This is a genomic window from Nocardioides dongkuii, from assembly GCF_014127485.1.
Taxonomy (GTDB): domain Bacteria; phylum Actinomycetota; class Actinomycetes; order Propionibacteriales; family Nocardioidaceae; genus Nocardioides; species Nocardioides dongkuii.
In genome coordinates this window covers 3,552,085-3,573,311 of the sequence record NZ_CP059903.1, presented here as the reverse complement: position 1 = coordinate 3,573,311, position 21,227 = coordinate 3,552,085, and the positions used below count along the sequence as shown (strand labels likewise).

The 21,227-nt window shown below is 68.7% G+C and carries 32 protein-coding genes; 31 read left to right on the top strand and 1 reads right to left on the bottom strand.

What is annotated here, in order from left to right; genetic code table 11:
- From rpsG to H4O22_RS17255, 6 genes are all read left to right on the top strand, one after another.
- Nucleotides 1–471 carry a 30S ribosomal protein S7 gene (gene rpsG / locus H4O22_RS17280; RefSeq protein WP_182524568.1) on the top strand — a complete coding sequence of 157 codons (471 nt, stop codon included), beginning with the start codon at nucleotides 1–3 and terminating at the stop codon, nucleotides 469–471.
- A gap of 72 nt (nucleotides 472–543) precedes the next feature.
- Entirely contained in the window at nucleotides 544–2,655 is a 2,112-nt protein-coding gene (fusA, locus tag H4O22_RS17275; RefSeq protein WP_182524567.1) for an elongation factor G, read from the top strand.
- 82 nt (nucleotides 2,656–2,737) lie between these two features.
- A complete protein-coding gene (gene tuf, locus H4O22_RS17270) occupies nucleotides 2,738–3,931 on the top strand; it encodes an elongation factor Tu (RefSeq protein WP_182524566.1) in 1,194 nt (397 codons plus the stop codon).
- Nucleotides 3,932–4,115: 184 nt separating this feature from the next.
- The gene (trmB, locus tag H4O22_RS17265; RefSeq protein WP_319804136.1) at nucleotides 4,116–4,862 is read left to right on the top strand and encodes a tRNA (guanosine(46)-N7)-methyltransferase TrmB; all 747 of its coding nucleotides are present in this window, start codon (nucleotides 4,116–4,118) and stop codon (nucleotides 4,860–4,862) included.
- Between the two features lie 74 nt (nucleotides 4,863–4,936).
- Nucleotides 4,937–5,428 carry a SigE family RNA polymerase sigma factor gene (locus tag H4O22_RS17260; protein ID WP_182524564.1) on the top strand — a complete coding sequence of 164 codons (492 nt, stop codon included), beginning with the start codon at nucleotides 4,937–4,939 and terminating at the stop codon, nucleotides 5,426–5,428.
- Nucleotides 5,425–6,474 (top strand): hypothetical protein, encoded by a 1,050-nt coding sequence (locus H4O22_RS17255; protein ID WP_182524563.1) that lies wholly within the window; start codon nucleotides 5,425–5,427, stop codon nucleotides 6,472–6,474. Before H4O22_RS17260 ends, H4O22_RS17255 begins: the two co-directional genes overlap by 4 nt.
- 15 nt (nucleotides 6,475–6,489) lie before the next feature.
- Here the strand turns inward: H4O22_RS17255 and H4O22_RS17250 are convergent, their stop codons facing one another.
- The gene (locus tag H4O22_RS17250) at nucleotides 6,490–6,981 is read right to left on the bottom strand and encodes a carboxymuconolactone decarboxylase family protein (RefSeq protein ID WP_182524562.1); all 492 of its coding nucleotides are present in this window, start codon (nucleotides 6,979–6,981) and stop codon (nucleotides 6,490–6,492) included.
- A 391-nt stretch (nucleotides 6,982–7,372) separates the two neighbouring features.
- Between H4O22_RS17250 and rpsJ the strand changes: the two genes are divergently transcribed.
- From rpsJ to H4O22_RS17125, 25 genes are all read left to right on the top strand, one after another.
- A complete protein-coding gene (rpsJ, locus tag H4O22_RS17245) occupies nucleotides 7,373–7,681 on the top strand; it encodes a 30S ribosomal protein S10 (protein WP_182524561.1) in 309 nt (102 codons plus the stop codon).
- A gap of 11 nt (nucleotides 7,682–7,692) precedes the next feature.
- The gene (gene rplC / locus H4O22_RS17240) at nucleotides 7,693–8,352 is read left to right on the top strand and encodes a 50S ribosomal protein L3 (RefSeq protein WP_182524560.1); all 660 of its coding nucleotides are present in this window, start codon (nucleotides 7,693–7,695) and stop codon (nucleotides 8,350–8,352) included.
- Nucleotides 8,353–8,354: 2 nt separating this feature from the next.
- Nucleotides 8,355–8,987: a 50S ribosomal protein L4 gene (gene rplD / locus H4O22_RS17235; protein ID WP_182524559.1), complete on the top strand. Its 633-nt coding sequence runs from the start codon at nucleotides 8,355–8,357 to the stop codon at nucleotides 8,985–8,987.
- The gene (rplW, locus tag H4O22_RS17230) at nucleotides 8,984–9,289 is read left to right on the top strand and encodes a 50S ribosomal protein L23 (protein ID WP_182524558.1); all 306 of its coding nucleotides are present in this window, start codon (nucleotides 8,984–8,986) and stop codon (nucleotides 9,287–9,289) included. Before rplD ends, rplW begins: the two co-directional genes overlap by 4 nt.
- Nucleotides 9,290–9,318: 29 nt before the next feature.
- The gene (gene rplB, locus H4O22_RS17225; RefSeq protein WP_182524557.1) at nucleotides 9,319–10,155 is read left to right on the top strand and encodes a 50S ribosomal protein L2; all 837 of its coding nucleotides are present in this window, start codon (nucleotides 9,319–9,321) and stop codon (nucleotides 10,153–10,155) included.
- A gap of 15 nt (nucleotides 10,156–10,170) precedes the next feature.
- On the top strand, nucleotides 10,171–10,452 hold the full coding sequence (gene rpsS, locus H4O22_RS17220; protein WP_011757330.1) for a 30S ribosomal protein S19: 282 nt from the start codon (nucleotides 10,171–10,173) through the stop codon (nucleotides 10,450–10,452).
- Nucleotides 10,449–10,886, top strand: a complete 438-nt coding sequence (gene rplV, locus H4O22_RS17215) for a 50S ribosomal protein L22 (protein ID WP_182524556.1) — start codon at nucleotides 10,449–10,451, stop codon at nucleotides 10,884–10,886. Before rpsS ends, rplV begins: the two co-directional genes overlap by 4 nt.
- Nucleotides 10,886–11,725, top strand: coding sequence for a 30S ribosomal protein S3 (gene rpsC / locus H4O22_RS17210; protein WP_182524555.1), 840 nt, complete (start codon nucleotides 10,886–10,888; stop codon nucleotides 11,723–11,725). Before rplV ends, rpsC begins: the two co-directional genes overlap by 1 nt.
- Before the next feature lie 3 nt (nucleotides 11,726–11,728).
- Entirely contained in the window at nucleotides 11,729–12,148 is a 420-nt protein-coding gene (rplP, locus tag H4O22_RS17205) for a 50S ribosomal protein L16 (protein ID WP_182524554.1), read from the top strand.
- Entirely contained in the window at nucleotides 12,148–12,396 is a 249-nt protein-coding gene (gene rpmC, locus H4O22_RS17200; RefSeq protein ID WP_182524553.1) for a 50S ribosomal protein L29, read from the top strand. Before rplP ends, rpmC begins: the two co-directional genes overlap by 1 nt.
- Complete coding sequence (gene rpsQ / locus H4O22_RS17195; RefSeq protein WP_182524552.1) at nucleotides 12,393–12,668, top strand: 30S ribosomal protein S17; 276 nt, start codon at nucleotides 12,393–12,395, stop codon at nucleotides 12,666–12,668. The genes rpmC and rpsQ overlap by 4 nt, the downstream gene beginning before the upstream one ends.
- Before the next feature lie 130 nt (nucleotides 12,669–12,798).
- Nucleotides 12,799–13,167: a 50S ribosomal protein L14 gene (rplN, locus tag H4O22_RS17190; RefSeq protein ID WP_090849740.1), complete on the top strand. Its 369-nt coding sequence runs from the start codon at nucleotides 12,799–12,801 to the stop codon at nucleotides 13,165–13,167.
- Nucleotides 13,167–13,532: a 50S ribosomal protein L24 gene (rplX, locus tag H4O22_RS17185; RefSeq protein ID WP_220451198.1), complete on the top strand. Its 366-nt coding sequence runs from the start codon at nucleotides 13,167–13,169 to the stop codon at nucleotides 13,530–13,532. Before rplN ends, rplX begins: the two co-directional genes overlap by 1 nt.
- The gene (gene rplE / locus H4O22_RS17180; RefSeq protein ID WP_182524551.1) at nucleotides 13,532–14,110 is read left to right on the top strand and encodes a 50S ribosomal protein L5; all 579 of its coding nucleotides are present in this window, start codon (nucleotides 13,532–13,534) and stop codon (nucleotides 14,108–14,110) included. Before rplX ends, rplE begins: the two co-directional genes overlap by 1 nt.
- A gap of 1 nt (nucleotide 14,111) precedes the next feature.
- Nucleotides 14,112–14,297 carry a type Z 30S ribosomal protein S14 gene (locus tag H4O22_RS17175; protein ID WP_028636399.1) on the top strand — a complete coding sequence of 62 codons (186 nt, stop codon included), beginning with the start codon at nucleotides 14,112–14,114 and terminating at the stop codon, nucleotides 14,295–14,297.
- Between the two features lie 78 nt (nucleotides 14,298–14,375).
- Nucleotides 14,376–14,783 (top strand): 30S ribosomal protein S8, encoded by a 408-nt coding sequence (gene rpsH / locus H4O22_RS17170; RefSeq protein WP_182524550.1) that lies wholly within the window; start codon nucleotides 14,376–14,378, stop codon nucleotides 14,781–14,783.
- A 30-nt stretch (nucleotides 14,784–14,813) separates the two neighbouring features.
- On the top strand, nucleotides 14,814–15,353 hold the full coding sequence (gene rplF / locus H4O22_RS17165) for a 50S ribosomal protein L6 (RefSeq protein ID WP_182524549.1): 540 nt from the start codon (nucleotides 14,814–14,816) through the stop codon (nucleotides 15,351–15,353).
- Between the two features lie 3 nt (nucleotides 15,354–15,356).
- The gene (gene rplR / locus H4O22_RS17160) at nucleotides 15,357–15,740 is read left to right on the top strand and encodes a 50S ribosomal protein L18 (protein ID WP_182524548.1); all 384 of its coding nucleotides are present in this window, start codon (nucleotides 15,357–15,359) and stop codon (nucleotides 15,738–15,740) included.
- Between the two features lie 37 nt (nucleotides 15,741–15,777).
- Entirely contained in the window at nucleotides 15,778–16,392 is a 615-nt protein-coding gene (gene rpsE / locus H4O22_RS17155) for a 30S ribosomal protein S5 (protein ID WP_182524547.1), read from the top strand.
- Nucleotides 16,392–16,574: a 50S ribosomal protein L30 gene (rpmD, locus tag H4O22_RS17150; RefSeq protein WP_182524546.1), complete on the top strand. Its 183-nt coding sequence runs from the start codon at nucleotides 16,392–16,394 to the stop codon at nucleotides 16,572–16,574. Before rpsE ends, rpmD begins: the two co-directional genes overlap by 1 nt.
- A gap of 1 nt (nucleotide 16,575) precedes the next feature.
- Nucleotides 16,576–17,016, top strand: a complete 441-nt coding sequence (rplO, locus tag H4O22_RS17145; RefSeq protein WP_182524545.1) for a 50S ribosomal protein L15 — start codon at nucleotides 16,576–16,578, stop codon at nucleotides 17,014–17,016.
- Between the two features lie 181 nt (nucleotides 17,017–17,197).
- On the top strand, nucleotides 17,198–18,493 hold the full coding sequence (gene secY / locus H4O22_RS17140; protein WP_182524544.1) for a preprotein translocase subunit SecY: 1,296 nt from the start codon (nucleotides 17,198–17,200) through the stop codon (nucleotides 18,491–18,493).
- Nucleotides 18,494–19,069: an adenylate kinase gene (locus H4O22_RS17135; protein WP_182524543.1), complete on the top strand. Its 576-nt coding sequence runs from the start codon at nucleotides 18,494–18,496 to the stop codon at nucleotides 19,067–19,069.
- A 106-nt stretch (nucleotides 19,070–19,175) separates the two neighbouring features.
- Nucleotides 19,176–20,009 (top strand): type I methionyl aminopeptidase, encoded by an 834-nt coding sequence (gene map, locus H4O22_RS17130; protein ID WP_182524542.1) that lies wholly within the window; start codon nucleotides 19,176–19,178, stop codon nucleotides 20,007–20,009.
- A 182-nt stretch (nucleotides 20,010–20,191) separates the two neighbouring features.
- A complete protein-coding gene (locus H4O22_RS17125; RefSeq protein WP_182524541.1) occupies nucleotides 20,192–21,184 on the top strand; it encodes a TerC family protein in 993 nt (330 codons plus the stop codon).
- The last annotated feature ends 43 nt before the right edge of the window (nucleotides 21,185–21,227 follow it).

Here is a 21,227-nt window from a genome sequence, read left to right as displayed (position 1 = left end):
ATGCCGCGCAAGGGTCCCGCACCGAAGCGGCCTATCGACATCGACCCCGTCTACGGGTCGCAGCTGGTCTCCCAGCTCGTGTCCAAGGTCCTCCAGGACGGCAAGAAGCAGGTCGCGCAGCGCATCGTCTACACCGCGCTCGAGGGCTGCCGCGAGAAGACCGGCACCGACCCCGTCGTCACGCTGAAGCGTGCGATGGACAACGTGAAGCCGGCCATCGAGGTCAAGTCCCGCCGCGTCGGCGGTGCGACCTACCAGGTCCCGATCGAGGTCAAGGGCACGCGCGGCACCACGCTCGCGCTGCGCTGGCTCGTCGGCTACGCCGCGGACCGCCGTGAGAAGACCATGCACGAGCGGCTGATGAACGAGATCCTCGACGCTTCCAACGGCCTCGGTGCCGCAGTGAAGAAGCGTGAGGACACGCACAAGATGGCCGAGTCCAACAAGGCCTTCGCGCACTACCGCTGGTGAGTACGGCGGGAGCCGGGTACCGGCTCCCGCCCCCAGCGTTCTACCTCCGACCCCCAAGGGACGTAACAGACAGTGGCTGTCGACATCACCACGGACCTCAACAAGGTCCGCAACATCGGCATCATGGCGCACATCGACGCCGGCAAGACCACCACCACCGAGCGCATCCTCTTTTACACCGGCATCACCTACAAGATCGGTGAGGTCCACGAGGGCGCGGCCACGATGGACTGGATGGAGCAGGAGCAGGAGCGCGGCATCACCATCACGTCCGCCGCGACGACCTGCTGGTGGAAGCAGCACCAGATCAACATCATCGACACGCCCGGCCACGTGGACTTCACGGCCGAGGTCGAGCGCTCCCTGCGGGTGCTCGACGGCGCGGTCGCGGTGTTCGACGGTGTCGCGGGCGTCGAGCCGCAGACCATGACCGTGTGGCGGCAGGCCAACAAGTACTCCGTCCCCCGCATGTGCTTCGTCAACAAGCTCGACCGCACCGGCGCGGACTTCTTCCGCTGCGTCGACATGATGATCGACCGCCTCAACTCCACCCCGCTCGTGCTGCAGCTGCCGATCGGCGCGGAGTCCGACTTCCTCGGCGTCGTCGACTTGGTCGGCATGCGTGCCCTGACCTGGCGTGGCGAGACCACGATGGGTGAGGACTACACCGTCGAGGAGATCCCGGCCGAGCTGGCCGAGCAGGCCGCGGAGTACCGCGAGAAGCTGCTCGAGACGCTCTCCGACGCCGACGACGAGATCATGGAGAAGTTCCTCGACGAGGGCGAGTTCACCGTCGAGGAGATCGAGGCCGCGATCCGTCGCGCCACGCTCGCCGACAAGGTCAACCCCGTCCTGTGTGGCACCGCGTTCAAGAACAAGGGCGTGCAGCCGCTGCTCGACGCGGTCGTCAAGTACCTCCCGTCGCCCCTCGACATCGAGGGCATCGTCGGCCACTCGGTCAAGGACGAGACCGTCGAGGTCATCCGCAAGCCCTCCGACGACGAGCCGTTCGCCGGCCTGGCGTACAAGATCGCCTCCGACCCGCACCTGGGCAAGCTGATCTACGTCCGGGTCTACTCGGGCAAGCTCGAGGCCGGCTCGACCGTGGTCAACTCGGTCAACGGCCGCAAGGAGCGAATCGGCAAGGTCTACCAGATGCACGCGAACAAGCGTGAGGAGATCGCGTCGGTCGGCGCCGGCCAGATCGTGGCGGTCATGGGTCTGAAGGACACCAAGACCGGCCACACCCTGTGCGACCCCCAGCACCAGGTCATCCTCGAGTCGATGACGTTCCCGGCCCCGGTGATCGAGGTCGCGATCGAGCCCAAGACGAAGAGCGACCAGGAGAAGCTCGGCACCGCGATCCAGCGGCTCTCCGACGAGGACCCGACCTTCACGGTCAAGGCCGACGAGGAGACCGGGCAGACCATCATCGCCGGCATGGGCGAGCTCCACCTGGAGATCCTGGTCGACCGGATGAAGCGCGAGTTCCGCGTCGAGGCCACCGTCGGCAAGCCGCAGGTGGCCTACCGCGAGACCCTCCGCAAGGAGGTCGTCAAGCACAGCTACACCCACAAGAAGCAGACCGGTGGGTCGGGCCAGTTCGCGAAGGTCGTCGTCAACCTCGGGCCGAACATCGACCCCGAGACCGGCACCGGCGCGGGCTATGAGTTCGTCAACAACGTCTCCGGTGGCCGCGTGCCGAAGGAGTACATCCCCTCGGTCGACCAGGGCGGCCAGGAGGCCATGGAGTTCGGCGTGCTCGCCGGCTACCCGATGGTCGACGTGAAGTTCAGCCTCGAGGACGGCGCCTACCACGACGTCGACTCCTCCGAGCTGGCGTTCAAGATCGCCGGCAACCAGGCCTTCAAGGAGGCCGCACGCATGGCCAAGCCGGTGCTGCTGGAGCCGATGTTCGCGGTGGAGGTGACGACTCCCGAGTCGTTCCTCGGCACCGTCATCGGCGACATCAACAGCCGTCGCGGCCAGATCCGCGCGCAGGAGGAGCGGCACGGCGACATCGTCGTGAACGCCCTCGTGCCGCTGTCCGAGATGTTCGGGTACGTTGGCGACCTGAGGTCCAAGACCTCCGGGCAGGCGTCGTACTCGATGGAGTTCGACTCGTACGCCGAGGTTCCCACGAACATCGCCGACGAGATCATCAAGAAGGTTCGCGGCGAGTAGCCCACCCGGGCCTACCAGCACGGACCCTCGGCACCACCCAGTCAGTACGAGTCAGCAACACACCAACCAGGAGGAGCCCCCAGTGGCTAAGGCGAAGTTCGAGCGGACCAAGCCGCACGTCAACATCGGCACCATCGGTCACATCGACCATGGGAAGACGACGCTCACCGCGGCGATCACCAAGGTGCTGCACGACAAGTACCCGGACCTCAACGCCGCGTCGGCGTTCGATGAGATCGACAAGGCTCCCGAGGAGCGTCAGCGCGGCATCACGATCTCGATCGCGCACGTCGAGTACCAGACCGAGTCGCGGCACTACGCGCACGTCGACTGCCCCGGTCACGCCGACTACATCAAGAACATGATCACCGGTGCGGCGCAGATGGACGGCGCGATCCTGGTCGTGGCGGCCACCGACGGTCCGATGCCCCAGACGCGTGAGCACGTGCTGCTCGCCCGCCAGGTCGGCGTCCCCGCCCTGGTCGTCGCCCTGAACAAGTGCGACATGGTCGACGACGAGGAGCTCATCGAGCTCGTCGAGATGGAGGTGCGCGAGCTCCTCTCCGAGTACGAGTTCGACGGCGACGACATCCCGGTCGTCCGCGTGGCCGCCTTCCCGGCGCTGCAGGGCGACGCCAAGTGGGGCGACTCGATCCTCGAGCTGATGAACGCTGTCGACGAGGCCATCCCGACCCCCGAGCGTGAGACCGACAAGCCGTTCCTCATGCCCGTCGAGGACGTCTTCACGATCACCGGTCGCGGCACCGTCATCACCGGTCGCATCGAGCGCGGCATCGTCAAGGTGAACGAGGAGGTCGAGATCATCGGCATCCGCGAGAAGTCGCAGAAGTCGACCGTCACCGGTGTCGAGATGTTCCGCAAGCTGCTCGACGAGGGCCAGGCGGGCGAGAACGTCGGTCTGCTCCTCCGTGGCACCAAGCGCGAGGACATCGAGCGCGGCATGGTCGTCATCAAGCCGGGCACGACCACCCCGCACACCAACTTCGAGGCCTCGGTCTACATCCTCTCGAAGGAGGAGGGCGGCCGCCACACGCCGTTCTTCAACAACTACCGTCCGCAGTTCTACTTCCGGACCACGGACGTGACGGGCGTCGTCACGCTGCCCGAGGGCACCGAGATGGTCATGCCGGGTGACAACACCGAGATGTCGGTCGAGCTCATCCAGCCCATCGCGATGGACGAGGGTCTGCGCTTCGCGATCCGCGAGGGCGGCCGCACCGTCGGCGCCGGCCGGGTCACCAAGATCACCAAGTGATCGACTGATCCACCGCACCACCCAGCACCACCGAGGAGCCCCCGGAGCCGACAGGCACCGGGGGCTCCTCGCATTTCACGCCGGCTCGGCGGTCAACTCGCGCCGGCTCGGCGGTCAGCTCGCGCCGACTCGGCGGGGCTGGGCGATCGTGGCCGGGGGAGCCGGGTGGGGGAGGATGGTCGGCATGTCCGACGAGCGTGTCCGCCCCGCCCGCCCGCACCACCGGCTCATGGAGGACGGACGCCGGGTCCGCGAGGTGCTGAGCTACTCGCGGCGCAGCTCGAGGTTCACGCCCAACCAGGCCGCCGCCTGGGCCGCGCACCAGGAGAAGTGGGTGGTCCCGGACGCCGCGGTGGACGACCCCGACTTCTCCTGGCGGCACTGGTTCGGCCGCGAGGCGCCGATGATCGTGGAGATCGGGTCGGGCGTGGGGGAGGCGACCGCCCCGCTCGCCGCGGCCCGCCCGGCGTACGACGTGGTGGCGTTCGAGGTGTGGCGCCCCGGCATCGCCGACACCCTCTGGAAGCTGGCCGAGGCCGGCGCCGACAACGTGCGGCTCTGCGGCGTGGACGCGGTGTGGTCCCTCGAGCACCTCTTCGCGCCGCACAGCATCAGCGAGATCTGGACGTTCTTCCCCGACCCGTGGCACAAGACCCGGCACCACAAGCGCCGGCTCGTCGACGCGGCGTTCGCCCGCCTCGTCGCGTCCCGGCTGGTGCCCGGCGGTGCCTGGCGGCTCGCCACCGACTGGGCCGGCTACGCCGACCAGATGCGCGAGGTCCTCGACGCCGAGCCCGGCCTGGAGGGTGGCGTGGTCGAGCGGTGGGCCGAGCGACCGGTGACCCGCTTCGAGCGCAAGGGGCTCGAGGCCGGGCGGGAGATCACCGACCTGTGCTACCGCGCCGTCGGCGAGGGCCCCGCGCCGGCCTGAGCCGGTCCGGCGACCCTCTCAACCTCGCGGGCTCCCGAGGGCTCTTCTCCCTCCGTGACCACCAGGAGGCAACGATGACCGAGGCGGGCTTCGAGGACTTCATGGCCGCTCGGTGGGGGCCGCTCTACCGGACGGCGTACCTGCTGACCGGCGACCGGCACCAGGCCGAGGACCTGCTCCAGGACGCCCTCGCCCGCACCTGCGTGCGGTGGGGCTCGATCCGCGACAAGCGGGCCGCGGACGCCTACGTGCGCCAGGCGATGGTCCGCCAGATGACGCGGGCGTGGCCCCGCCGACGGAGGGAGGTGCCGACCGAGGTGCTCCCGGAGGCCGGCCACGGCGGCGGTCTCGACCTCCGTGCGGACCACCTCGACCTGTGGGACCAGATCCGCCTGCTGCCCCCGCGGATGCGGGCCACCCTCGTGCTCCGGTACGTCGAGGACCTCACGGTCGAGGCGACGGCCGCGGAGCTCGGCTGCTCGACCGGGTCGGTCAAGAGCCAGACCCACCATGCCCTCAAGCGGCTGCGTGCCGCGCTGCCCGACCACGAGCTGGAGCTGCGATGAGCACCACCGAGATCCGCGAGACCCTGTCCGCAGTCCGCGACGCCGTCGCGCCCCCGCCCCCCGACCACCTGGCGGTGCGCGCCCGCGCTCGGGCCGAGCGCCGCCGGCGGGCGTCCTTCCGGTCGGCGGTGGCCCTCTCCGGCGCCGCGGCCGCAGCCGTCGCCGCCGTCGGCGTGGTCGGTCTCGTCCGGGACGCACCGCCCCGGGCCACCGCACCGGCCGCCGGCCCCGTCGCGGAGCCCGCGGCGGTCACGGGCTTCGTCCTCGACGGCCGGCTCGTCGTGGGTGGCTCCGGCGGCTACGAGCGCACCCAGCACCCGGCGCGCACCGTCCTCGGGGTGCTCGACGGCACGCTGGCGTTCCTCGATCCCCGAGGCGGCCTGTTCGGCGTCCCGGTCACCGACCGGGGTGCGGTGGGCGAGGTGCGACGGCTCCTGCCGGGCGTCGTCGACCGCTCCTGGTACGACGCCGGCACCGGCACGTTGACCGTCCAGGAGCGCGGCGGGTCCGTGCGCACCTGGGCCGGGGGCGCTGCTGCCTGGGTTCCGTGGGACCGGCAGTCCGACGCGGACCTGTACCTCGTGCGCGACACCACCTGGGTGGAGTCCGACGCCGACGGCCTGACCCTGCGGGGCCCCGGCCTGACCCGTCGCCTCGGCGCGGGCGGCGGCGTCCTCGACGGTGACCTCGCCGGGACGGCGCTGGCCCTCGCGACCACGGAGGGGCTGCGGTTCCTCGACACCCGGACCGGGCGGCGTACCGGCCGGCAGCCGGGGGAGTGGGCGGGACGGCTCACCCCCGACGGCCTGCGGTACGTCGGGGTCACGGACGGCGGGGTGTACCTCCTGGACCCGGTGAGCGGGGAGCGCGAGCCGATGAGCGGCCCCGACCACCTCGACGGCCTCACCTGGACCTCCGAGGACACCGCCGTCGGGCGCGAGCGCCGCCCGGACGGCTCTGCCGTCCTCTGGGAGTGCCGGGTGGACCGGCGCGGCTGCCAGGAGCTCTACACCGACCCGGACGGGTCCCTGGCGCTCACCAAGTGACCCCGGGGCGGGGCCTCACCGCCGCGAGAGGTGGCTCGGGAGCACGCACGCCTCGTCCAGGCCGAGCACCCGGTTGAGCCGGCCGAAGGCGATCCAGGACCCCAGGCACATCGACAGCTCGACGATCTCGCGGTCGGTGTAGCGGGCCTTCATCCGAGTCCAGAACGCGTCGTCGAGGCCGTGGTGGTCGAGGGTGAACCGCTCGGCGTACTCCGCCGCCAGCCGGGCCCGGTCGTCGAGGTCGCGGGCCGTCCGCCAGCCGCTCACGGCCTCCTCGAAGCCCTCCTCGACGCGGACGCCGTCGCGCTCGGTGCGCCAGTCCTGGCAGAACACGCACCCGTTGAGCTGGGCGACCCGGAGCCGGGCGGCCTCGAACTCCCGCAGCCCGAGCGTGCCGTGCTCGTAGACGCTCTGCGAGAAGGCGGCGGCCGCGGGCCCGATGCCGGGCACCATCGACCCCCACACGTGCAGGATGGGGTCCGACCCGTCGGGGACGTCGATGATCATGAGCACCTCGGGGGAGTGGGGGCCGCTGGATTTGGCCCTGCCTGGGAGATCTGCCAAGATAGTCCGGTTGCTCCGGCGGGTCGCCGGGCTGCGCACATCTTGACTCCTGAATCGCGTCTCCTCTCCCATTGCGGGGAAGCTTTCGGTGACAGGTGTGCGTCCGCACCGTCCTTCGCAGAGATGCGGAGGGGAGACCCGATCATCTCGACGAAACCGTCGGGAGCCATCAACACTGCAGCAGGATCCCGGTCCTGTGTCGCGTCCAGAGGCCGCGACACGCCCGACCGCGGGGGTCGGCCAGCAGGGTGGCGAGCAGCAGGGCGGGACCTACTCAGCCGGAGGACGTCCCGGACACGCACGCGGCAGATGAGAAGAAGGACGGACGAGACCTATGGCGGGACAGAAGATCCGCATCAGGCTCAAGGCCTATGACCACGAGGTGATCGACACCTCGGCGCGCAAGATCGTGGACACCGTCACCCGCACGGGTGCGAAGGTCGCCGGCCCGGTGCCGCTGCCGACCGAGAAGAACGTCTACGTCGTGATCCGCTCGCCCCACAAGTACAAGGACTCCCGCGAGCACTTCGAGATGCGCACCCACAAGCGCCTCATCGACATCATCGACCCCACGCCGAAGACGGTCGACTCGCTGATGCGGCTCGACCTGCCTGCCGGCGTCGACATCGAGATCAAGCTCTGAGGTCTGAGGACATGACTTTCGAACGTAACGCGAAGGGCCTGCTGGGCACCAAGCTCGGCATGACCCAGCTCTGGGACGAGAACAACCGCATCGTCCCCGTGACCGTGATCGCCGCCTCGACCAACGTCGTGACGCAGGTCCGCACGCCCGAGTCCGACGGCTACAACGCCATCCAGGTCGGCTTCGGCGAGATCGAGGGTCGGAAGGTGACCAAGCCCCAGGCCGGTCACTTCGACAAGGCCGGCACCACCCCGCGCCGCCACCTCGTGGAGATCCGCACGACCGCCGCGACCGAGTACACCGTGGGCCAGGAGCTCGCCGTCGACACCTTCGCCGCGGGCGAGGAGATCGACGTCACCGGCACCAGCAAGGGCAAGGGCTTCGCCGGTGTCATGAAGCGTCACGGCTTCCACGGCGTCTCCGCCTCCCACGGTGCCCACCGCAACCACCGCAAGCCCGGCTCGATCGGCGCCTGCGCCACGCCGGGCCGCGTCTTCAAGGGCATGCGGATGGCCGGCCGGATGGGTAACGACACCGTCACCACCCAGAACGTCACCGTGCACGCCGTCGACGTCGAGAAGGGCCTGATCCTCCTGAAGGGTGCCGTCCCCGGCCCCAAGGGTGGCCTCGTGGTCCTGCGCTCGGCCGCCAAGAAGACCCAGGAGGTCTGAGCATGGCTACGCAGAACTCCCGCGTGGAGGCCGTGAACGTCGACCTGCCCGCCGAGATCTTCGACGTGGAGGTCAACGTCCCGTTGATCCACCAGGTCGTCGTGGCGCAGCAGGCCGCCGCCCGCCAGGGCACGCACTCCACCAAGACGCGGGCCGAGGTCCGCGGCGGTGGTCGCAAGCCCTACAAGCAGAAGGGCACCGGCCGCGCCCGCCAGGGCTCGACCCGTGCGCCGCAGTTCGCCGGCGGTGGCGTCGTCCACGGCCCGCAGCCGCGCAACTACGACCAGCGCACGCCCAAGAAGATGAAGGCCGCCGCCCTGCGCGGTGCCCTCTCGGACCGGGCGCGCAACGGCCGCATCCACGTCGTCGACGGGCTCGTCAACAGCGAGGCCCCCTCGACGAAGGCCGCGCTCGCCGCACTGACCGCGCTCGTCGCGGACCGGGCGAACTTCCTGGTCGTGCTCGAGCGCACCGACTCCGTCACCTGGCTCTCGCTGCGCAACGCGCACGAGGTGCACATCGTCGCTGTCGACCAGCTCAACACCTACGACGTCCTCTCGGCTGACGACATCGTCTTCAGCAAGGGCGCGTACGACGCGTTCGTCGGTGGCACCACCAAGGAGGACTCCGCGTGAGCACCCTGCACAAGGACCACCGCGACATCCTGATCGCGCCGGTCGTGTCCGAGAAGAGCTACGGCCTCCTCGACGCGAACAAGTACACCTTCATCGTGCGTCCCGACGCCAACAAGACCGAGATCAAGATCGCGGTCGAGAAGGTCTTCGGCGTCAAGGTCACCTCGGTCAACACGCTCAACCGCCAGGGCAAGACGCGCCGCACCCGCAACGGGCTCGGCAAGCGCAAGGACACCAAGCGCGCCATCGTCTCCCTGGCCGAGGGCGACCGCATCGACATCTTCGGAGGTCCGGTCTCGTGACCGGGCGCCTGATCGCGAGGAACTGAACCATGGCTATCCGCAAGTACAAGCCGACCACCCCGGGCCGTCGTGGCTCCTCGGTGGCCGACTTCGTCGAGATCACCCGGACCACGCCGGAGAAGTCGCTGACGCGTCCGCTGCCCAAGAAGGGCGGACGCAACAACCAGGGCCGGATCACCACCCGGCACCAGGGCGGCGGGCACAAGCGTGCCTACCGCATCATCGACTTCCGTCGCTACGACAAGGACGGCGTGCCGGCCAAGGTCGCTCACATCGAGTACGACCCCAACCGCACCGCGCGCATTGCGCTGCTGCACTACGTCGACGGCGAGAAGCGCTACATCGTCGCGCCGAAGGGCCTCGAGCAGGGCACGCCGGTGGAGTCGGGTCCCAACGCCGACATCAAGCCGGGCAACAACCTGCCGCTGCGCAACATCCCCGTCGGCACCACGATCCACTGCGTGGAGCTGCGGCCGGGCGGCGGCGCGAAGATCGCCCGCTCCGCCGGCAACAGCGCCCAGCTGGTCGCCCGTGAGGGCAGCCGCGCCACGCTGCGCCTGCCCTCGGGCGAGATGCGCTTCGTCGACGTGCGCTGCCGCGCCACGGTCGGCGAGGTCGGCAACGCCGAGCAGTCGAACATCAACTGGGGCAAGGCCGGCCGGATGCGCTGGAAGGGCAAGCGCCCGACCGTCCGCGGTGTCGTCATGAACCCGGTCGACCACCCGCACGGTGGTGGCGAGGGCAAGACCTCGGGTGGTCGTCACCCGGTGTCCCCCTGGGGCAAGGCCGAGGGCCGTACGCGCAAGCGCAAGGCCAGCGACTCCCAGATCATCCGCCGTCGCAAGTCCGGCAAGAACAAGCGCTGATAGGGAAATAGACAAATGCCTCGCAGCCTGAAGAAGGGCCCCTTCGTCGACGACCACCTTCAGAAGAAGGTGGACGCCGAGAACGCCAAGGGCTCCCACAACGTGATCAAGACCTGGTCGCGCCGCTCGATGATCGTGCCGGACATGATCGGCCACACCATCGCTGTCCACGACGGGCGCAAGCACGTCCCGGTGTTCGTGACCGACTCCATGGTCGGCCACAAGCTGGGCGAGTTCGCCCCCACCCGCACCTACCGCGGGCACGTGAAGGAAGACCGGAAGGGACGTCGCCGATGAGCACCACTGAGCGTCAGCGCACCAGCGCCCGTCGTGAGTCGTTGCTCGGCGACCAGCCGGGCTCCTTCGCCACCGCCCGCTTCGTGCGGATCACGCCGATGAAGGCCCGTCGCGTCGTCGACATGGTCCGCGGCATGGCCGTGGACGACGCCCTCTCGCTCCTGCGGTTCGCGCCGCAGGCCGCCGCGGCCACCGTCTACAAGGTGCTCGAGAGCGCCGTCGCCAACGCCGGGACCACCGAGGGTCTCGACACCGGCGACCTGGTGGTCTCCGTGGCGCAGGTCGACGAGGGCCCGACGATGAAGCGCTGGCGCCCCCGTGCCCAGGGCCGGGCCACCCGCATCAACAAGCGCACGAGCCACATCACCCTGGTGGTCCAGCCGGCCGCCGTGGTGAAGGCATCGAAGGCGACCAAGAACGGAAAGAGTGCCTGATGGGCCAGAAGATCAACCCGAACGGGTTCCGCCTCGGCATCTCCACCGACCACAAGTCGCGGTGGTACGCCGACAAGCTGTACAAGTCCTACGTCGGCGAGGACGTCGCGATCCGCAAGCTGCTCTCCAAGGGCATGGAGCGGGCCGGCATCTCGAAGGTGGAGATCGAGCGGACGCGTGACCGCGTCCGCGTCGACATCCACACCGCGCGTCCCGGCATCGTGATCGGTCGCCGCGGCGCCGAGGCCGACCGCATCCGCACCGAGCTCGAGAAGCTCACCGGCAAGCAGGTGCAGCTGAACATCCTCGAGGTCAAGAACCCCGAGGTCGACGCGCAGCTGGTCGCCCAGGGCGTCGCGGAGCAGCTCGCCGGTCGCGTGCAGTTCCGTCGTGCGATGCGCAAGGCGATGCAGACCTCGATGCGCTCCGGTGCCAAGGGCATCCGGATCCAGTGCTCCGGCCGCCTCAACGGCGCCGAGATGTCGCGCACCGAGTTCTACCGCGAGGGCCGCGTGCCCCTGCACACCCTGCGCGCCGACATCGACTACGGCTTCTACGAGGCCAAGACGACCTTCGGCCGGATCGGCGTGAAGGTCTGGATCTACAAGGGCGAGGTCGCCGGCACCCGTGCCGAGCGTCAGGCCCAGGCCGCTGCCCGCGCCGGCGTTCCCGGCCGTGGCGGCAGCCGTCCGCAGCGCGGCGGCGAGCGTCCGACCCGTGGCACCCGTGGCGACCGCCCGGCGCGTGCCGACCGTGGCGACGCCCCTGCCGCGACCGAGGCGCCTGCCGGTGGCGACACCGCTCAGGCGGCCACCCCGGCCGAGACTCAGGAGGGCTGAGCCATGCTGATGCCCCGTCGTGTCAAGCACCGCAAGCAGCACCACCCCAAGCGGACCGGTGCTGCCAAGGGTGGCACGAAGCTCGCCTTCGGCGACTTCGGCATCCAGGCGGTCGAGGGACACTACGTGACCAACCGCCAGATCGAGTCGGCGCGTATCGCGATGACCCGCCACATCAAGCGTGGCGGCAAGGTGTGGATCAACATCTACCCGGACCGTCCGCTGACCAAGAAGCCCGCCGAGACCCGCATGGGTTCCGGTAAGGGCTCGCCGGAGTGGTGGATCGCGAACGTCAAGCCCGGCCGTGTCATGTTCGAGCTTTCCGGTGTGGATGAGGTGACCGCTCGCGAGGCCATGCGCCGTGCGATGCACAAGCTCCCCATGAAGTGCCGGTTCATCACCCGTGAGGCAGGTGAATTCTGATGACGACCGCTCACGAGCTCGACGAGATGAACGACATCGATCTCGAGTCCAAGCTGCGCGAGGCCAAGGAGGAGCTCTTCAACCTCCGCTTCCAGGCGGCCACCGGCCAGCTGGAGAGCCATGGCCGGCTCCGTACGGTCAAGAAGGACATCGCCCGGATCTACACCGTGGTGCGCGAGCGCGAGCTCGGCATCCGGACCGCTCCGGACGCTGGCGACAACCAGAGCAACGAGGATGGTGCCGCATGAGCGAGCAGACCCCGACCACCGAGCGCAACGCGCGGAAGGTCCGAGAGGGCCTGGTCGTCAGCGACAAGATGGACAAGACCGTGGTCGTGTCCGTCGAGGACCGCGTCAAGCACGCGCTCTACGGCAAGGTCCTGCGCCGCACGAGCAAGCTCAAGGCGCACGACGAGACCAACGAGTGCGGCATCGGCGACCGGGTCCTCCTGATGGAGACCCGTCCGCTGTCGGCCACCAAGCGGTGGCGCGTCGTCCAGGTCCTCGAGAAGGCCAAGTAGCCCGTCGAACCGTCGAGCGCAGCCAGCGTGGCTCGACGGAACGAGAAGTCAGCCCGGCGAAGCCGGACGACCATAGACACGTTCCCCCAGGCTCACCGTCAGGTGAGAACCGGGTGACAAGGAGAAGACAGTGATCCAGCAGGAGTCGCGACTCAAGGTCGCCGACAACACCGGTGCGAAGGAGATCCTTTGCATCCGTGTTCTCGGTGGCTCGGGTCGGCGCTACGCCGGCATCGGCGACGTCATCGTCGCCACCGTGAAGGATGCGATCCCCGGTGGCAACGTGAAGAAGGGTGACGTGGTCAAGGCCGTGATCGTGCGCACCGTCAAGGAGCGCCGTCGCGCCGACGGCTCGTACATCCGCTTCGACGAGAACGCCGCCGTCATCCTCAAGAACGACGGGGAGCCCCGGGGCACCCGCATCTTCGGCCCCGTGGGTCGCGAGCTGCGCGAGAAGAAGTTCATGAAGATCATCTCGCTGGCCCCGGAGGTGCTGTGATGACCAAGAACGTCGTGAACATCAAGAAGGGCGACACCGTCAAGGTGATCGCCGGCAAGGACAAGGGTGCCGAGGGCAAGGTCATCCAGGTGCTCCGTGAGGAGCAGCGGGTGATCGTCGAGGGCGTCAACCGGGTCAAGCGACACACCAAGGTCGTCAACCAGGGCGGGCGCGCCGGCACCACCGGCGGGATCATCACCGCCGAGGCCCCCATCCACGTCTCCAACGTCATGCTCGTCGAGGGCGACGGCGTGACCCGGATCGGCTTCCGCCGTGACGAGGTCACCAAGCGCCGTCCCGACGGCTCGACGTACTCCGCGACGCGCAGCGTCCGCATCTCTCGCAAGACCGGCAAGGAAATCTGATGACCGAGACCCAGACCACCGCGTCCGCGTCCACCACCCCTCGTCTCAAGACCCGCTACCGCGAGGAGATCCTCCCCGCGCTGCGCTCCGAGTTCGAGATCCCCAACGTCATGCAGGTCCCCGGTCTGGTGAAGATCGTGGTCAACATGGGCGTCGGCGAGGCGGCCCGCGACTCCAAGCTGATCGACGGCGCGGTCAAGGACCTCACCGCGATCACCGGCCAGAAGCCGCTGGTCACCAAGGCCCGCAAGTCCATCGCGCAGTTCAAGCTGCGCGAGGGCATGCCGATCGGCGCGCACACCACGCTGCGCGGCGACCGGATGTGGGAGTTCCTGGACCGCCTGCTCTCGCTCGCGCTGCCCCGTATCCGCGACTTCCGCGGGTTGAACCCGGGCCAGTTCGACGGCCGTGGCAACTACACCTTCGGTCTGACCGAGCAGGTCATGTTCCACGAGATCGATCAGGACAAGATCGACCGGTCGCGCGGCATGGACATCACGATCGTGACCACGGCCACCAACGACGACCACGGCCGGGCGCTGCTCAAGCAGCTCGGCTTCCCGTTCAAGGAGAACTGACATGGCGAAGACCGCTCTGAGGGTCAAGGCCGCCCGCAAGCCCAAGTTCGCGGTGCGCGGCTACACCCGCTGCCAGCGCTGCGGCCGGCCCAAGGCCGTCTACCGCAAGTTCGGCCTGTGCCGCATCTGCCTGCGCGAGATGGCGCACCGCGGCGAGCTGCCCGGCGTCACCAAGTCCTCCTGGTGAACCCCAGGACCCACGACCGCTGAAGGTCGCCCGTCCCGCGAGGCGTGCGAAACCACAGAAGAGAGAGAACGACGTCCCATGACGATGACTGACCCGATCGCAGACATGCTGACCCGTCTGCGCAACGCCAACCAGGCGTACCACGATGCGGTGACCATGCCGTACAGCAAGCTCAAGCAGGGTGTCGCCGACATCCTCAAGCAGGAGGGCTACATCACGTCGTACGACGTGGCGGAGCCCGCCGAGGGCGAGGTCGGCAAGACGCTGACCATCACCTTGAAGTACGGCCGCAACCGCGAGCGCTCGATCGCCGGGGTGCGCCGCATCAGCAAGCCCGGACTGCGGGTCTACGCCAAGCACACGGGTCTCCCGAAGGTGCTCGGCGGCCTGGGGGTCGCGATCATCTCGACCAGCCAGGGCCTGCTCACCGACCGCCAGGCCAACCAGAAGGGCGTGGGCGGAGAAGTCCTCGCCTACGTCTGGTGACCCCGATTACTGCGAAGGAGTAACAACAGCATGTCGCGTATTGGCAAGCTCCCCGTCGCGGTGCCGTCGGGTGTCGACGTGGCGATCGACGGCGCGCTGGTGACGGTCAAGGGCCCCAAGGGCACCTTGTCCCACACCGTCGCCGCCCCGATCTCCATCGAGAAGGCCGACGGCGTCCTCGACGTCAAGCGCCCTGACGACGATCGCATCAGCAAGTCGCTCCACGGCCTGACCCGCACGCTGGTCAACAACATGGTCGTGGGCGTCACCGACGGTTACGAGAAGAAGCTCGAGATCGTGGGCGTGGGCTACCGCGTCCTGTCGAAGGGCCCGACCCAGCTGGAGTTCCAGCTCGGGTACTCCCACCCGATCATCTTCGACGCCCCCGAGGGGATCACCTTCGCCGTCGAGAGCCCCACCAAGCTCGGTGTCCAGGGCATCGACAAGCAGCTCGTCGGCGAGGTTGCCGCGAAGATCCGCAAGCTGCGCAAGCCCGAGCCCTACAAGGGCAAGGGCGTCCGTTACGCCGGCGAGCAGATCCGCCGCAAGGTCGGAAAGGCTGGTAAGTGACCCATGGCGATCTCACTGAAGAACAACAAGCACACCGCGACCCGCGTCCGGGCGCGCCTGCGCCGTCAGGTGCGTGGACGCAAGAAGGTCTCCGGAACCGCCGAGCGTCCGCGCCTGGTCGTGACCCGCAGCGCAAAGCACATCACCGTCCAGGTCGTCGATGACCTCGAGGGCAAGACGCTGGCCTACGCCTCCACCATGGAGGCCGACCTGCGCGGCACCGACGGTGACAAGACCGCCAAGGCGAAGCGGGTCGGCGAGCTCGTCGCCGAGCGCGCCAAGGCTGCCGGGATCGACGGCGTGGTCTTCGACCGGGCCGGCAACAAGTACCACGGTCGCGTCGCGGCCCTGGCAGACGGCGCTCGCGCCGGCGGCCTGACCTTCTGATCGCACGAAGAGCTAGAAAGAGAAGAGGAACAGTCTCATGAGCGGAGCCCAGCGCGGACAGCGCAGTGGCGGGCGCCAGGGGGGTCGCGACGACCGTCGCGGCGGCCAGGCTGCTGACAAGACCGCCTACATCGAGCGCGTCGTTGCGATCAACCGTGTCGCCAAGGTCGTGAAGGGCGGTCGTCGCTTCAGCTTCACCGCCCTCGTCGTCGTCGGTGATGGTGAAGGACTCGTCGGTGTCGGGTACGGCAAGGCCAAGGAGGTGCCCGCGGCGATCGCCAAGGGTGTCGAGGAGGCCAAGAAGGCCTTCTTCCGCGTCCCGCGGATCCAGGGCACCATCCCTCACCCCGTCCAGGGTGAGAAGGCCGCGGGCGTGGTCATGCTGCGTCCCGCCGCTCCTGGTACCGGCGTCATCGCCGGTGGCCCGGTGCGCGCGGTCCTGGAGTGCGCCGGCATCCACGACATCCTGAGCAAGTCGCTCGGCTCGTCGAACCAGATCAACATCGTGCACGCGACCGTCGAGGCGCTGCGGATGCTCGAGCAGCCCGAGGCCGTGGCCGCCCGTCGTGGTCTGCGCGTCGAGGACGTCGCCCCGGCGGCGCTCCTGCGGGCGCGGGCCGAGGTCGTCGCCCCCGCCGGGGGTGCGTCCTGATGGCGCAGCTGAAGGTCCGCCAGGACCGGGGCCTCGTCGGTCTGAAGAAGAACCAGCGCGAGACGCTGCGGACGCTCGGCCTCAAGCGCATCGGCGACGTCGTCGTCAAGGAGGACCGCCCGGAGATCCGCGGCATGGTCAACACGGTCCGTCACCTCGTGACGGTCGAGGAGGTGGAGTGACATGACGCTCAAGCTGCACCACCTGCGCCCGGCGCCCGGTGCCAAGACCGCGAAGACCCGTGTGGGTCGCGGTGAGGCCTCGAAGGGCAAGACCTCCGGTCGCGGTACCAAGGGCACCAAGGCCCGCTACCAGGTTCCGTCCTCCTTCGAGGGCGGCCAGATGCCGATCCACATGCGGCTCCCCAAGCTGAAGGGGTTCAAGAACCCGTTCAAGGTGGAGTTCCAGGTCGTCAACCTCGACCGGATCAACGACCTGTTCCCCGAGGGTGGCGCTGTCACCGTCGAGGAGCTCGTGGCCCGGGGCGCGGTTCGCAAGAACCAGCCCGTCAAGGTCCTCGGACAGGGCGAGATCTCGGTGAAGGTCGACGTCAGCGTCCAGGCGGTCTCCGCGTCCGCCAAGGAGAAGATCGAGGCGGCGGGCGGAACCACCACCCTCGTCTGAGTCGTTGTGATCAAGGGCGCGGCGGGGCTGCACTGCGCAGCCCCGCCGCGCCCTTCGCTGTCCCGCGACGCCGACCGGGCGTCGAGTCCGAGACCGCACCAGGCCCCTGTTAGGCTTCGCGGGGTTTCTGGCCGCTGTCTGCGGAGACCATGATTTTCTGCTGGAGAAAGAGGATCGTCTCGTGCTAGGCGCGTTCGCCAACGCTTTCCGGACGCCGGACCTGCGGCGCAAGCTGCTGTTCGTCCTGCTGGTCGTCGTGATCTTCCGGGCCGGTTCCCAGATCCCAGCTCCCGGGGTCCACGTCGCCAACGTGCAGACGTGTGTGGACCGGCTGGAGGACTCCAGCCTCTACAGCCTGATCAACCTGTTCTCGGGCGGAGCGCTGCTCCAGCTCACGATCTTCGCGCTGGGCATCATGCCCTACATCACCGCCAGCATCATTCTGCAGCTGCTCGTCGTGGTCATCCCGCGGCTCGAGGCGCTGAAGAAGGAGGGCCAGGCGGGCCAGACGAAGATCACGCAGTACACCCGCTACCTCACCCTCGGCCTCGCGCTGCTCCAGGCGACCGGCATCGTGGCGCTCGCCCGGTCCGGCAACCTGCTCCAGGGCTGCGACTTGCCACTGCTGCACGACGAGGGCACCGCGACGTTCCTGGTGCTGGTCATGACCATGACCGCCGGCACCGCGGTGATCATGTGGCTCGGTGAGCTGATCACCGACCGCGGCGTCGGCAACGGCATGTCGATCCTGATCTTCACCCAGGTGGTCGCCACCTTCCCGACCGCGCTCTGGCAGGTCCAGAAGGGCCAGGGCTGGTGGGTCTTCGGCATCGTGATGGCGATCGGCCTGGTCATCGTCGCGGCGGTCATCTTCATCGAGCAGGCGCAGCGCCGGATCCCGGTGCAGTACGCCCGCCGGATGGTCGGCCGCAAGATGTTCGGCGGCAGCTCGACGTACATCCCGCTGAAGGTGAACCAGGCCGGCATCATCCCGGTCATCTTCGCCTCGTCGCTGCTCTACCTGCCCGCGATGGCGGTCCAGTTCAACCAGAACAGCGGCGCCTCGTGGATCGGCTGGGTCAACGACTACTTCGTCGACGGCTCGCACCCGCTGTACATGGCGACGTTCTTCCTGCTCATCGTCTTCTTCACCTACTTCTACGTGTCGATCACCTTCAACCCCCAAGAGGTGGCCGACAACATGAAGAAGTACGGCGGCTTCATCCCCGGGATCCGGGCGGGCAAGCCGACCGAGGACTACCTGTCCTACGTCCTGTCCCGCATCACGCTGCCGGGAGCGCTCTACCTCGGGCTCATCTCGCTGATCCCGTTGATCGCCCTGGTTCTCATCGACGCGAACCAGAACTTCCCGTTCGGCGGCACGTCCATCCTGATCATGGTGGGCGTCGCGCTCGACACGGTGAAGCAGATCGAAAGCCAGCTCCAGCAGCGCAACTACGAAGGATTCCTGCGGTAAATGCGACTCATCATCATGGGCCCCCCCGGAGCGGGGAAGGGCACCCAGGCGAAGTTCATCGCGGAGCACTTCGGGATCCCCGCGATCTCCACCGGTGACATCTTCCGCGCCAACGTCTCCGAGGGCACCCCGCTCGGCATCGAGGCCAAGCGCTTCATGGACGCGGGGGAGTACGTCCCCGACGAGGTCACGAACAAGATGGTCCGCAACCGGATCGACGAGAAGGACGCCGAGCGCGGCTTCCTGCTCGACGGCTACCCGCGCACGGTCGCCCAGGTCGAGGAGCTCGACGGGATGATCGCCTTCACCGGCCACCAGCTCGACGCGGTGCTGGTGCTGACGGTCGACCAGGACGAGATCGTCAACCGGCTCCTCCAGCGCGCCCAGGTCGAGGGTCGCGCGGACGACACCGAGGACGTCATCCGCCGGCGCCAGGAGCTGTACGTCCAGGAGACCGAGCCGCTCATCGAGGTCTACCGCGACCGCAGCATCTGCCGCGAGGTCGACGGCATGGGCGAGGTCGACGAGGTCACCCAGCGGATCTTCGAGGCCCTCGACGACATGCCGGAGAGCTAGCGGGGACGCGTCAGCGGATCCGCTGGTGGTGGTCGAGCGAGCCGCGCGACCGAGGAACGAGGTCGCGACCGGCGTGTCGAGACCCGGCAACTGACAGGAGACGGACGTGGGCTTCCTGGATCGCGGCCTGGAGATCAAGACCCCCCAGCAGGTCGACGCCATGCGGAGGGCCGGGCTGGTGGTCGGCCGGACCCTCGAGGTGCTGCGTGCCGCGGTGCGCCCCGGCATCAGCACCGCCGAGCTGGACGCGATCGCCGAGGACAGCATCCGCTCGTCCGGCGCGACCCCGTCGTTCCTGGGCTACCAGGGGTTCCCGGCCTCGATCTGCGCGTCGGTGAACGACGAGGTCGTGCACGGCATCCCGGGGCCCCGCGTGCTCGTGGACGGCGACGTCGTCTCGATCGACTGCGGCGCGATCGTCGCCGACGAGTCCGGGCAGGGCTGGCACGGCGACGCCGCGATCACCGTGGCGGTGGGCGACGTGCCCACCGAGGTCCAGGAGCTGATGCGGGTGACCGAGGAGGCGCTCTGGCTCGGCATCGCGGCAGCGCGCCGCGGCGGCCGGGTCGGCGACATCTCGCACGCCGTCGAGAGCCACGTCCGGTCCCAGGGCCCCTACGGGATCCTCGAGGACTACGTGGGTCACGGCATCGGCACCCAGATGCACCTGCCGCCCAACGTCCCCAACGTCGGCCGCGCCGGCCGCGGTCCCCGCCTGGTCGAGGGCCTGGCGCTGGCGGTCGAGCCGATGATCACCCTCGGTGGCAAGCAGACCGACCTGCTCGACGACGACTGGACGGTGGTCACCACCGACGGCAGCCCCGCCGCGCACTACGAGCACACGTTCGTGCTGACCGATTCGGGTACCTGGGTGCTGACAGCACTCGACGGCGGCGAGGCGCGGCTGACGGCGCTCGGCGTCCCCTTCGGGGGACGGTAGTCGGAGGCCGGCCACGCGGTCGCAGCCGACGACGTGGAAGGATGGAGGCGCAGGAGGGGAGTATTCCTTCGCTGCGGTCTCGTCAGCACGTCCGGTGACATCGCCGGTCCGGGGCCGTGGGCCGCTCACGCGGCGGAAGAGACCTCTGGCATGCCGCCGTTCGCCAGACCAGGAGGAACCCTGTGGAAGTCTCTGCCCTTGAGTGGGGCATCACGATCGGGGCCACCATCGCGGTGCTGCTCTTCGACGTGGTGGTCATCGCCCGCAAGCCGCACGAGCCGTCCCTGCGCGAGTGCGCCGTCGCGCTGAGCGTCTACGTGGGAGCGGCGCTCGCCTTCGGAGCCTTCATCTGGGGCTACCACGGCGGCGACTACGGCATCGAGTTCTACACCGGCTGGCTGGTCGAGTACTCCCTGTCGGTCGACAACCTCTTCGTCTTCATCGTGCTGATGAGCGCGCTCAACGTGCCCCGGAAGTACCAGCAGGAAGCCCTGATGGTGGGCATCATCCTGGCGCTGATCTTCCGCGCGATCTTCATCGCCGTCGGTTACCAGCTGGTCGAGAACTTCTCCTGGGTCTTCTACATCTTCGGGGCGTTCCTGATCTACACCGCGATCACGCTGGTGCGCAGCTACCGCTCCGAGGAGGAGGAGCACCCCGAGGAGAACCGGATGGTCAACTTCGCCCAGCGGCGGCTCAACGTGGGTGAGGACTACCGCGGCCTCACGCTGTGGTGGAAGGAGAACGGCACCCGCGTCGTCTCACCGATGCTGATCGTGATCTTCGCGCTGGGCCTGACCGACATCATGTTCGCGCTCGACTCGATCCCGGCGATCTTCGGCATCACCCAGGAGCCGTACCTGGTCTTCACGGCCAACGTCTTCGCCCTGATGGGGCTGCGCCAGCTCTACTTCCTGCTGGGCGGGTTGCTCAAGCGGCTGGTCTACCTGTCGCTGGGCCTGGCGTTCATCCTGGCCTGGATCGGCGTGAAGCTGATCGTGCACGCCCTGCACGAGGGCCACGTGATCGGCTTCGAGATCCCCACCCTCGCCAGCCTGGCGGTCATCATCGTCACCCTGGCGATCACCGCGGTGCTCAGCCTGCGCAAGACCAAGAACGACGAGCAGGTCGGGATGACCACGACGGCGCCCCCGGCGCCCAAGCCGGTCGACTGACCTCGGTCCGACCCGGAATGCGGACGGGGTCGGCGGGCGTTCA

What these genes read in the sequence shown, in the direction of transcription:
- rpsG (WP_182524568.1), top strand. Translation starts at nt 1, where the DNA reads ATGCCGCGCAAGGGTCCCGCACCGAAGCGGCCTATCGACATCGACCCC.
- trmB (WP_319804136.1), top strand. Translation starts at nt 4,116, where the DNA reads ATGTCCGACGAGCGTGTCCGCCCCGCCCGCCCGCACCACCGGCTCATG.
- H4O22_RS17260 (WP_182524564.1), top strand. Translation starts at nt 4,937, where the DNA reads ATGACCGAGGCGGGCTTCGAGGACTTCATGGCCGCTCGGTGGGGGCCG.
- H4O22_RS17255 (WP_182524563.1), top strand. Translation starts at nt 5,425, where the DNA reads ATGAGCACCACCGAGATCCGCGAGACCCTGTCCGCAGTCCGCGACGCC.
- H4O22_RS17250 (WP_182524562.1), bottom strand. Translation starts at nt 6,981, where the DNA reads ATGATCATCGACGTCCCCGACGGGTCGGACCCCATCCTGCACGTGTGG.
- rpsJ (WP_182524561.1), top strand. Translation starts at nt 7,373, where the DNA reads ATGGCGGGACAGAAGATCCGCATCAGGCTCAAGGCCTATGACCACGAG.
- rplC (WP_182524560.1), top strand. Translation starts at nt 7,693, where the DNA reads ATGACTTTCGAACGTAACGCGAAGGGCCTGCTGGGCACCAAGCTCGGC.
- rplD (WP_182524559.1), top strand. Translation starts at nt 8,355, where the DNA reads ATGGCTACGCAGAACTCCCGCGTGGAGGCCGTGAACGTCGACCTGCCC.
- rplB (WP_182524557.1), top strand. Translation starts at nt 9,319, where the DNA reads ATGGCTATCCGCAAGTACAAGCCGACCACCCCGGGCCGTCGTGGCTCC.
- rpsS (WP_011757330.1), top strand. Translation starts at nt 10,171, where the DNA reads ATGCCTCGCAGCCTGAAGAAGGGCCCCTTCGTCGACGACCACCTTCAG.
- rplV (WP_182524556.1), top strand. Translation starts at nt 10,449, where the DNA reads ATGAGCACCACTGAGCGTCAGCGCACCAGCGCCCGTCGTGAGTCGTTG.
- rpsC (WP_182524555.1), top strand. Translation starts at nt 10,886, where the DNA reads ATGGGCCAGAAGATCAACCCGAACGGGTTCCGCCTCGGCATCTCCACC.
- rplP (WP_182524554.1), top strand. Translation starts at nt 11,729, where the DNA reads ATGCTGATGCCCCGTCGTGTCAAGCACCGCAAGCAGCACCACCCCAAG.
- rpmC (WP_182524553.1), top strand. Translation starts at nt 12,148, where the DNA reads ATGACGACCGCTCACGAGCTCGACGAGATGAACGACATCGATCTCGAG.
- rpsQ (WP_182524552.1), top strand. Translation starts at nt 12,393, where the DNA reads ATGAGCGAGCAGACCCCGACCACCGAGCGCAACGCGCGGAAGGTCCGA.
- rplX (WP_220451198.1), top strand. Translation starts at nt 13,167, where the DNA reads ATGACCAAGAACGTCGTGAACATCAAGAAGGGCGACACCGTCAAGGTG.
- rplE (WP_182524551.1), top strand. Translation starts at nt 13,532, where the DNA reads ATGACCGAGACCCAGACCACCGCGTCCGCGTCCACCACCCCTCGTCTC.
- H4O22_RS17175 (WP_028636399.1), top strand. Translation starts at nt 14,112, where the DNA reads ATGGCGAAGACCGCTCTGAGGGTCAAGGCCGCCCGCAAGCCCAAGTTC.
- rpsH (WP_182524550.1), top strand. Translation starts at nt 14,376, where the DNA reads ATGACGATGACTGACCCGATCGCAGACATGCTGACCCGTCTGCGCAAC.
- rplF (WP_182524549.1), top strand. Translation starts at nt 14,814, where the DNA reads ATGTCGCGTATTGGCAAGCTCCCCGTCGCGGTGCCGTCGGGTGTCGAC.
- rplR (WP_182524548.1), top strand. Translation starts at nt 15,357, where the DNA reads ATGGCGATCTCACTGAAGAACAACAAGCACACCGCGACCCGCGTCCGG.
- rpsE (WP_182524547.1), top strand. Translation starts at nt 15,778, where the DNA reads ATGAGCGGAGCCCAGCGCGGACAGCGCAGTGGCGGGCGCCAGGGGGGT.
- rpmD (WP_182524546.1), top strand. Translation starts at nt 16,392, where the DNA reads ATGGCGCAGCTGAAGGTCCGCCAGGACCGGGGCCTCGTCGGTCTGAAG.
- rplO (WP_182524545.1), top strand. Translation starts at nt 16,576, where the DNA reads ATGACGCTCAAGCTGCACCACCTGCGCCCGGCGCCCGGTGCCAAGACC.
- H4O22_RS17135 (WP_182524543.1), top strand. Translation starts at nt 18,494, where the DNA reads ATGCGACTCATCATCATGGGCCCCCCCGGAGCGGGGAAGGGCACCCAG.